The organism is Bacteroidales bacterium (assembly GCA_031276035.1).
GTDB lineage: Bacteria > Bacteroidota > Bacteroidia > Bacteroidales > BM520 > RGIG7150.
Genome location: JAISNV010000029.1, coordinates 1 through 10,020, shown reverse-complemented (window position 1 = coordinate 10,020; position 10,020 = coordinate 1). Strand labels below are relative to the sequence as shown.

The following is a 10,020-nucleotide window of genomic DNA, read 5'->3' as shown; positions in this document are numbered from 1 at the left end:
TCCAACTATTTAATTGAAAAATAGAATATGGTAGCAAAAATTAATGTTGGAGATTCGCTCTATGGAGCATTGGCATACAATCAAAATAAGATTGACGAGGAAAACGGCAAGGTGCTTTTCACACATAAAATGCCCGAAAACGAAGACGGCATATTCAGTATAAATCGTTGCATGGAAACCTTTCAAATGCAGATGCCGTTGGGCTTGCGAACCAAAAAACCTGTCATTCATATTTCCTTAAATCCACATCCTGACGATAAACTTTCCGATAATCAACTTTCGGAGATTGCACAGGAATATATGGAGAAGCTGGGTTATGGGAATCAGCCGTATATGGTTTATAAACATGAGGATATTGACCGTCATCATATACATATAGTATCTATTCGGGTGGATGAGAATGGCAAGAAGCTGAATGATAAATTTGAGCATCTTCGGAGCAAGGAAATTACGCGGGAATTGGAACGGAAATACAATTTACATCCTGCCGAAAAGAAGCAGCAAAATGATGAGTATCAATTCCAAAAAGTGAATTATACGCAAGGCGATGTTAAACGGCAGATTGCCAATACCGTGAAAGGATTATTGAAGTCGTATCAATTTCAGAGTTTCAATGAGTTTAAAACCTTGTTATCCTTATATAATATTCATGCCGAAGAACTCAAAGGAGAAGCCAACGGCAAACCATACAACGGCATTATTTATTCGGCAACCAATGATTTAGGCGGAAAACAAGGCAATCCGTTTAAATCTTCCCGATTGGGAAAAGCAACCGGATTTGAAGCCATTCAACGAAAAATTGAACAATCATCCAAAAGTTGGAAAGAAGGAAATAACCGGAATATCATTAAACAGAAGATTGCCGGTGTTCTGCAACTCAATATCAGCCGTCTGGAATTTGAGAAACAATTGAAAGACAAACAAATTGATGTCTTATTTCGAGAAAATACGGACGGGCGAATTTATGGAGTTACGTTCATCGACCACGAAAGTAAAACGGTTCTCAATGGTTCACGATTGGGCAAAGAGTTCTCTGCCAATGTATTTAACGACTTGTTTAGAATGTCCTCTGAAGACGGCGGACATACAAAACAAGCATACCCGCCGCACGACCCAAGAGAATCATTCGCCCCTGCGGACGAAACATTCGAGCCGTCGGAACGGCAGTCCAAAGATTCCGATGGTGGAATAGGCTCGTTGTTCAGCATCTTGCCGGACGGAAGCGATGCCCCGCCCGAAAACGACCAAGTTTATCCGAAAAAGAAAAGAAAAAGAAAGAAAATCAACTAATTAAAATTTATAAGTATGCAACAAGAAGACGATTTAAGAGGATTGGCAAGAGTTATAGACTTTATGCGTGCCATCAGTATTTTATTTGTAGTAATTCACATTTATTGGTATTGTTATCAAACATTTGTGAATTATGGAATCAACATCGGAGTAGTGGATAAAATCCTGCTGAACTTTCAACGAACAGCGGGATTATTCAATAATCTGCTTATCACGAAAATTTTTGCCGTGATATTCCTTGCCTTATCCTGCTTGGGAACAAGGGGAGTGAAAAACGAGAAAATCACTTGGACAAGGATAATCACCTGTTTAGCCATTGGTTTTGTCCTGTTCTTTATGAATTGGTGGCTATTATATTTGCCGTTGCCATTGATTGCCAACACGGCTTTTTATATTCTGACATTGGCTGTTGGCTTCCTTTGCCTATTGGTTGCCGGAGTATGGATTTCGAGATTGTTAAAAAACAATCTTATGGATGATGTTTTTAATTTAGAAAACGAATCTTTTATGCAGGAAACACGCTTGATGGAAAATAAATATTCCGTTAATATTCCAACTAAGTTTTGGTATAAGAAAAAGCAATACAATGGTTGGATAAATGTAGTAAATCCGTTTCGTGCAACTATTGTGTTAGGAACCCCGGGTTCTGGGAAATCGTATGCCGTAGTCAATAACTATATCAAGCAACAGATTGAAAAGGGTTTTGCGATGTATATCTATGATTACAAATTTCCCGACCTCTCGGAAATTGCTTATAATCATCTGTCAAACAATGCTGATTGTTATGCCGTAAAACCAAAATTCTACGTCATCAATTTTGATGACCCACGAAAAAGCCATCGTTGCAATCCCATCAATCCGGCATTTATGACCGATATTTCCGATGCTTACGAATCGGCTTATACAATCATGCTCAACCTGAACCGCTCGTGGATTACCAAGCAAGGCGATTTCTTTGTAGAATCTCCGATTATTCTTTTGGCTGCGATTATCTGGTTTTTGAAGATTTATAAGAACGGTCAGTTTTGTACGTTTCCACATGCGATTGAATTTCTGAATAAGAAGTATGCCGATACATTTACCATTCTAACATCTTATCCCGAATTGGAAAACTATCTTTCTCCCTTTATGGATGCTTGGGAGGGCGGAGCGCAAGACCAATTGCAAGGACAGATTGCATCGGCGAAAATTCCGCTTTCCAGAATGATAAGTCCGGCTTTGTATTGGGTAATGACAGGCGATGATTTTACTTTGGACATCAACAATCCGCAAGAACCTAAAGTGTTGGTTGTCGGCAATAATCCCGACCGCCAAAATATCTATTCGGCGGCGTTGGGATTATACAATAGTCGTATTGTGAAGCTAATCAACAAGAAAGGACAATTAAAGAGTTCCGTAATAATTGATGAGTTGCCGACAATATATTTTCGTGGATTGGATAACTTAATAGCCACTGCCCGAAGTAATAAAGTAGCCGTTTGTTTGGGGTTTCAGGATTATAGCCAACTCACACGAGATTACGGCGACAAGGAAAGTAAGGTTATCCAAAACACAGTTGGGAATGTTTTTTCCGGTCAAGTGGTTGGCGAAACTGCCAAAACACTTTCCGAACGTTTTGGAAAAGTCTTGCAAAAACGACAATCCCTAACCATCAACCGACAAGATAAATCCACTTCCATCAGCACTCAAATGGATAGCTTGATTCCGGCGAGTAAAATTTCCAATCTCACGCAAGGAATGTTTGTCGGTTCGGTTTCCGATAATTTCGAGGAACGGATCGAACAGAAAATTTTCCATGCGGAAATTGTGGTGGATAACGAAAAGGTAAAACGCGAAACCGTCCGCTACCAAAACATCCCCGAAATTATCGACTTCCGCGATACTGACGGCAACGACCTCCTAAAAGAGGAAATCCAAACCAACTACGACCGAATTAAATCAGAAGTGAAACAAATTGTAATTGATGAAATGGAACGCATCAAAAATGACCCGGAATTGAGGTTTTTGGTGAAGGAATGAGAATAAAATTGCAATTGTGAAATTTGTTTGAGTAAAATCAATATCTTTGCAAAATATATCAATTGATTCACATGATGAAACCAATAAATAGGCTTAAAGCCGTATTAGCAGAACAACATCGTACAGGAAAATGGCTTGCTGAGAAAATGGGCAAAAATGAAGCAACCGTATCAAGATGGTGCACAAACAAAAGTCAACCACCGATGGAAACAATGTCTCAAATTGCAGAATTATTGGACATTGATTTAAAAGAGTTATTTATTTCTACAAAAAAGTAGTTTATTTTGATTTTGTAAAAAAAGATACCATGCCTACATTACACTGGATAGGAAAAGATAAGGTTATAAACCATCATATAGATGTTCCTTTTAAAGTTTTAGAGCATACTTATGGTTTTGATAATGGAAATCAATCAGAAAAAGAAACTGGTAGTGGAAACAAAATAATTCATGGAGATAATTTAGAAGCATTAAAAGCTTTGTTGCCGGAATATGAAGGGAAAGTGAAATGCATCTATATAGACCCGCCTTATAATACAGGAAACGAAACTTGGGTTTACAATGACAACGTAAACGATCCACGTTTAGAAAAATGGATAAATGAAGTTGTAGGAAAAGAAGGAGATGATTTGAGTCGCCATGATAAATGGTGTTGTATGATGTATCCAAGGTTAAAACTACTTCACAAATTATTAAGTGATGATGGTGGAATTATTTTCATATCTATTGATGATAATGAATTAGCGAATCTTAAAATCATAATGGATGAAATCTTTGGACTAAGTAGTTTTATAGAATATTTTTCATGGATTAAAACTTCCACAGCACCTAGTTTAGCAAAGAAATCGAGAAAAACAGCTGAGTATGTTTTGTGCTATGAAAAAAAGAGAACCAACAGAAAATATAAAGCAGAAGAAGGAGATGGCGGAGATGCACCCTTATTAAATACAGGCAACGCATCTGTTGAACTTATATTTCCAAAAGAAACTTTAATATTCAAACTTGATGATGGAATATATCCGATTGGTCAATATGGAAGATTGACTCTAAATAATGAAGTTTTTATTCAAGATGGTTTTGCAGACCAAGACTTAAAACTTACAGGTGCATTTAAATGGACACAAGAAACTCTAAATGAGGAAATACAGAATGGAACAACATTTATTATAAAATCGGAAAAGTTTGCTATTAGATATTTAAGAGAAACAGAAACATTTAAAGCTCCAACAAATTTATTAAAAGAAAAATATTTTACACCTTTAGTTGATAAAAAAGAATCCGAAGTTGATACAAATGAAGGAGCAAAGAAAGAAATAATTGATATTTTCGGTAAACCAATTTTTGATTATCCCAAACCATCGTCTTTGGTTGAATTCTTTGTAAAGTTCATGGATGATAAGAATGGAATTGTGCTTGATAGTTTTGCAGGAACTGGTACTACTGCCCATGCAGTTTTAGAGCTTAATAAGCAAGATAAGGGGAATCGTAAATTTATCTTGATTGAAATGGAAGACTATGCAGACAACATAACTGCCGAACGCGTAAAACGAGTGATTAATGGATATGGTCAAAAAGAAAGTATAAACGGTAGTTTCGATTATTACGAATTAGGTCAACCCATGTTTTTAGAAGATGGTAATTTGAATGAATCGGTAGGCGAAGAAAAAATCAGAAAATACGTTTATTATACTGAAACAAAAACGCTATTTTCGGAAGTTAAATATAAAGACAATAGATATTATCTGGGAAAACATAATGATACAGCATATTATTTCAATTATGAGAAAGATAGTATCACTACACTAAATCATGCTTTTTTGTCAAGCATAAAAAATAAAGCAGAACAATATGTTATTTATGCAGATAACTGTTTGCTCACAAAAGCATTTATGACAAAGCACCATATTATTTTTAAGAAAATTCCAAGAGATATAACGAGGTTTTAACCCATTACAATTATGATAAAATTCATAGAAATAGAAGGCTATAAATCCATTAAAGAACTAAAAATGGAAATGAAACCGCTTAATATCCTTATTGGGAGCAATGGCAGCGGTAAAAGTAATTTTATTTCATTTTTTAAATTATTAAATGCTATTGCTAATGGACAATTACAGCGTTTTTTAAGAGAGGAAGATGTAGATAAATTGTTGTATTTCGGACGAAAAACAACCTCAGAACTTTATGGTAAAGTAATATTTACTGAAGGTGAGAGTAACAATGCCTATTATTTCAATCTTGCTCAAACAAACACAGGTGGTTTATTTATTGGTTTAGAAGGTTCCGGTTATAATGTGGACTATAATGACGATTCCCAAAATTATTTTAATAACTATAATTTAGAAGAAAGTAAATTTGCTCGTTCTTTAGAATATCCAAGAAATCGTTATTTAAATAATTATTTAACGTCATTTCGAGTATTCCACTTTCATGATACTTCAAGTACCTCTTTACTACGAAAAGCATGTGATATTAGCGATAATAGATATTTAAAACCTGATGGGAGAAATCTTCCTGCCATGCTCTATCTTTTACAGGAAGGACATCCTAAAATATTTAGCAGAATAATAAAAGTAATGCAATCGGTTGCACCATATATTTCAAAATTTATATTAGAGCCCAGTAGTTTAAATAGACAAGAGATTGAATTGCGTTGGATTGATAAAGGCGACCTTGAGTCAAATTTTTCTGCCTATCAACTTTCAGATGGAACACTTCGCTTTATTGCCCTTGCGGTATTGCTTATGCAACCTGACCCACCGGCAGTTATCATAATTGATGAGCCGGAATTAGGATTACACCCTTTTGCTATAGGAAAATTGGCAGGAATGATGCAAGCAGCATCAAGTAAAGCACAGATTATAGCAGCAACACAATCGCCCGGTCTGATTAGTAATTTTTCACCCGATGATGTAATTGTTATAGACAAAAGTGAATCTGAAAACCAGACGATTTTTAATCGTTTAAATACAGATTCTTTAAAAAACTGGTTGGAAGATTACACACTTGGCGATTTATGGGAAAGAAATATTATAAATGCAGCTCAACCTTTTAGAAAATAAGATGAAACGAGTTATTATTGTATGCGAAGGACAAACAGAGCAATCATTTTGTAATGATGTTCTAATACCATATTTCAGTCAGTTTGAAATATATTTGGAAACGCCAACCATAAAAAAAACGCATGGTGGTATCGTTAATTGGGCTGCATTAAAATATCAAATTGTGAAACATTTGTTGGAAGATAAAAATGCTTTTGTTACTACATTAATTGATTATTATGGATTATATACTCATCATGAATATCCGGGATGGGATGAAGCTGAAAAAAAAGTAAATAGGAATGAACGCATGGATATTCTGGAAAGGGAAATGACAAATGATATACAAGAAAATCTAAGGCATAGATTTATGCCATATATACAATTGCATGAATTTGAAGGTATTCTTTTTAGTGATATTTCTGTGTTTGATAGAAATTTTGAGGAAGAAGAATTTTTGGATTACAAATACTTGGAATCAACAATTCGTGAAAATCCCAATCCGGAGTTAATTAACAATGGAACAGAAACAGCCCCATCTAAAAGATTATCTAAAATAATAGATGGTTATTATTCTGATAACGAAAACCTTAAAGTGCTTTATGGAGCTTTGCTTGCTCACGATATAGGTTTAAATAAAATTCGTGAAAAATGTCCTCGCTTCAATAATTGGATTGTACAAATAGAAAATATGTAGCCTATGGAACTCAAACCATATCAACAACAAGTAATAGATGATCTGTCACTCTTTTTAGAAGATGTACAGGAAACTAAAGATGTAAAGAATGCTTTTTATAACTTTTGGACTAAGCATCCTCGAACACCATTATTCCCATTTTCAGGAACAGCCATTGAACCTTATAAAAATAATGTGCCTCGTGTACCTCATGTATGTATGAAAGTGCCAACGGCGGGAGGTAAAACATTTATTGCCTGTAATGCTTTAAAAACTATTTTTGATGCTTTCGATTATGACAAACCAAAAGCAGTGGTCTGGTTGGTTCCTTCGATTACTATTTTGGAACAAACGCTCAAAAATCTAAAAGACCCGTCACATCCTTATCGTCAGAAAATCAACTCACACTTTGGTAATAAAGTGGAAGTCTTTGATAAAGCGACCTTATTACAAGGCAGTGGTTTTAATGCAACTTCTGTAAAAGAGCAGTTGAACATAATGGTTTTTAGTTTTGATAGCTTACGTGCTAAAAATAAAGAAGACCGGAAAGTTTTTCAGGAAAATGGAAATCTACAATCGTTTGAAAATCTATTGGATAATGATGCCGATATTACTCTGGGTGCAGTTATTAAGTATCTGAATCCGGTTGTAATTGTTGATGAAAGTCATAATGCTGAAAGTGAGTTAAGTGTAGAAATGTTGTCGGGATTGAATCCGAGTTTTATTCTTGACCTAACGGCAACCCCACGAAACAATAGTAACATCATCAGTTTCATTGATGCTTTGGAGTTGAAAAAAGAAAATATGGTAAAACTACCTGTCATTGTTTACAACCATCAGGACAAGACAGAAGTAATAAATTCTAGTTTACAGCTACAAAAACGCCTAGAGCAACAAGCTATTGAGGAAGAAAAGAATGGCGGGAAATATATTCGCCCCATTGTATTATTTCAAGCACAACCCAAAAACGGGAAAAATTTTTCGAGTGACGAAGAAGAAAAATCAAATGTTCAAAAACTAAAAGACAAATTGCTTGAACTACAGATTCCAGAAGAACAAATAAAAATAAAAACAGCGAATATCAATGAAATAAAAGGAATTGATTTAATGAGCAAAGATTGTGAAATTCGTTATATTATCACAATCAATGCACTAAAAGAAGGTTGGGATTGTCCGTTTGCTTATATTTTAGCCTCATTAGCCGATAAAAATTCAGCAGTCGATGTAGAGCAAATCTTAGGAAGGGTTTTACGTCAACCTTATGTGATGAAACATAAATTTCCATTACTCAATGTAAGTTATGTTCTTACTGCCTCATCGAAATTCAGAGATACGCTTCAAAATGTTGTTAAAGGGCTAAATAAAGCAGGGTTTAGTGAAAAAGATTATAAGCTTGCTGATACAAGCGTTCCAGAAGAAATCAAAAAACAAGACCCATTACAACAGCTTGTAACATTTCCTACACACGAAGACGATACAACGGAAGACATTACTTCCGATATTGATATTGCAAGAATTTCTGTCCTCACAAATACATCATTACCAGAAACCATTACAGAAATAGAAAAAACTGCCATACAACAAAATGAAAATTTTGAAAAAACAATTTCTGAAATAGAGACAAATAATACACCTGTTTTACCCACAGAAATACAACAACTCGTGAAAACATACGAAATAAAAGAAATTTTCCAAGAGCAAGCCGGAAAAATAAAGTTAGCCCAATTTTATTTGAAAGTACCGGGAAACGATTTATTTGGTGCAAAAGAAGATATTTTGCTTGAAAAAGAAAATCTATTAGGTGATTTCCCATTAAGTAAGTCAGATATCAATATCGCTTTCGATAGTGTTGAATCCGAACTCTATAAAGTTGATTTAGATGAAACACAAAAAGAGCATACCCCCACTTTTGTAAGGCTTGACGGTGATATTAAGAATAACATTATTGCCTATATACTTGACCCATCAAGAAAAGATAGCCGAGTAAAGAACTTTACTCATCGAGTAATGAGCATTATTGGTAATATGTATCCGATACCAGACAGCGAAATTAAAAAATACATCACTCGCATTTTAGAAGATTTTACAGATGAGCAATTTAATGATTTTGCATATAACGAATATTCTTACACGGATAAAATAAAGCAAAAGATAAAGTCGCTTTCGGAGAATTTTGCTGAAAAGAAATTCAAAGATTATTTGGATACCGATGCCGTATTTATTAAACCTTCTTATATTCTTCCACAATATATATCCCCTGGCGATACTGCAAAAAACATTACCAAGTCATTATATGAAAAGGAAGGCCGCATGAATAACTTTGAAGAGCGTGTAATTAATGAAATTGCCAACATGAGCAATATTGCTTTTTGGACAAGGAATATGGAGAAAAAAGGATTTCGCATAAATGGTTTTATCAATCATTATCCTGATTTTATTATCCAAACCAAAAGTGGCAAAATAGTTATTTTGGAAACAAAAGGCGACCATTTAGATGCCGAACAGAAAATAAGGCTTGGTAATCTTTGGGCTGGAAAAGCCGGTAACGATTATCGTTATTTTATGGTTTATGAAAGACGAACAGTTGATGGAGCATATAATCTGGAAGATTTCTTGAATATTATCAAAGCTATTTAATATTTGCAGAATTTAAGGCAGAAAGAATAGGATAAAGATAACCCACTTGGGTTTAACGAAATTTCACTCGCCATGAACTACATAACATCATTTATATGCTATTTCTATATGCTTTATTATCATAAATAATCAACCCAATAATGCCCATGTTTGAAAAAGATAAACTGATTAAATAATTGAGATAAGTTATCTCACGCCATCCCAAGCCATCTACCGCCAACTGTCTGAAAATTAACCACCAGTATCTTTTTATGTTCTAATTTTGGTTTTTAATCATTTTAAAATCAAAATTATGGATGTAAATTCAAATCAACAATCGGATGTATTATTGGCATTCGACAAGGAAAAGAAAACAATT

7 protein-coding genes are annotated in these 10,020 nt (G+C 34.6%); all 7 read left to right on the top strand.

Annotated features, from left to right (window positions below; translation table 11 throughout):
* Positions 1-27: 27 nt before the first annotated feature.
* The 7 genes from LBP67_07745 (at position 28) to LBP67_07715 (ending at position 9,662) form a co-directional block, all read left to right on the top strand.
* Positions 28-1,290: a relaxase/mobilization nuclease domain-containing protein gene (locus LBP67_07745; protein ID MDR2084871.1), complete on the top strand. Its 1,263-nt coding sequence runs from the start codon at positions 28-30 to the stop codon at positions 1,288-1,290.
* Positions 1,291-1,305: 15 nt separating this feature from the next.
* A complete protein-coding gene (locus tag LBP67_07740) occupies positions 1,306-3,309 on the top strand; it encodes a YWFCY domain-containing protein (protein ID MDR2084870.1) in 2,004 nt (667 codons plus the stop codon).
* A gap of 74 nt (positions 3,310-3,383) precedes the next feature.
* Positions 3,384-3,587 carry a helix-turn-helix domain-containing protein gene (locus tag LBP67_07735; protein ID MDR2084869.1) on the top strand — a complete coding sequence of 68 codons (204 nt, stop codon included), beginning with the start codon at positions 3,384-3,386 and terminating at the stop codon, positions 3,585-3,587.
* Between the two features lie 29 nt (positions 3,588-3,616).
* On the top strand, positions 3,617-5,254 hold the full coding sequence (locus LBP67_07730) for a site-specific DNA-methyltransferase (protein ID MDR2084868.1): 1,638 nt from the start codon (positions 3,617-3,619) through the stop codon (positions 5,252-5,254).
* 12 nt (positions 5,255-5,266) lie between these two features.
* Complete coding sequence (locus tag LBP67_07725; GenBank protein MDR2084867.1) at positions 5,267-6,370, top strand: AAA family ATPase; 1,104 nt, start codon at positions 5,267-5,269, stop codon at positions 6,368-6,370.
* 1 nt (position 6,371) lies between these two features.
* Entirely contained in the window at positions 6,372-7,046 is a 675-nt protein-coding gene (locus LBP67_07720) for a DUF4276 family protein (protein ID MDR2084866.1), read from the top strand.
* Between the two features lie 3 nt (positions 7,047-7,049).
* Positions 7,050-9,662, top strand: a complete 2,613-nt coding sequence (locus LBP67_07715; GenBank protein ID MDR2084865.1) for a DEAD/DEAH box helicase family protein — start codon at positions 7,050-7,052, stop codon at positions 9,660-9,662.
* Positions 9,663-10,020 lie beyond the last annotated feature (358 nt).

Bases quoted from the DNA above. Each gene is read 5' to 3' on its own strand.
- LBP67_07715 (MDR2084865.1), top strand. From the start codon at position 7,050: ATGGAACTCAAACCATATCAACAACAAGTAATAGATGATCTGTCACTC.
- LBP67_07735 (MDR2084869.1), top strand. From the start codon at position 3,384: ATGAAACCAATAAATAGGCTTAAAGCCGTATTAGCAGAACAACATCGT.
- LBP67_07725 (MDR2084867.1), top strand. From the start codon at position 5,267: ATGATAAAATTCATAGAAATAGAAGGCTATAAATCCATTAAAGAACTA.
- LBP67_07720 (MDR2084866.1), top strand. From the start codon at position 6,372: ATGAAACGAGTTATTATTGTATGCGAAGGACAAACAGAGCAATCATTT.
- LBP67_07730 (MDR2084868.1), top strand. From the start codon at position 3,617: ATGCCTACATTACACTGGATAGGAAAAGATAAGGTTATAAACCATCAT.
- LBP67_07745 (MDR2084871.1), top strand. From the start codon at position 28: ATGGTAGCAAAAATTAATGTTGGAGATTCGCTCTATGGAGCATTGGCA.
- LBP67_07740 (MDR2084870.1), top strand. From the start codon at position 1,306: ATGCAACAAGAAGACGATTTAAGAGGATTGGCAAGAGTTATAGACTTT.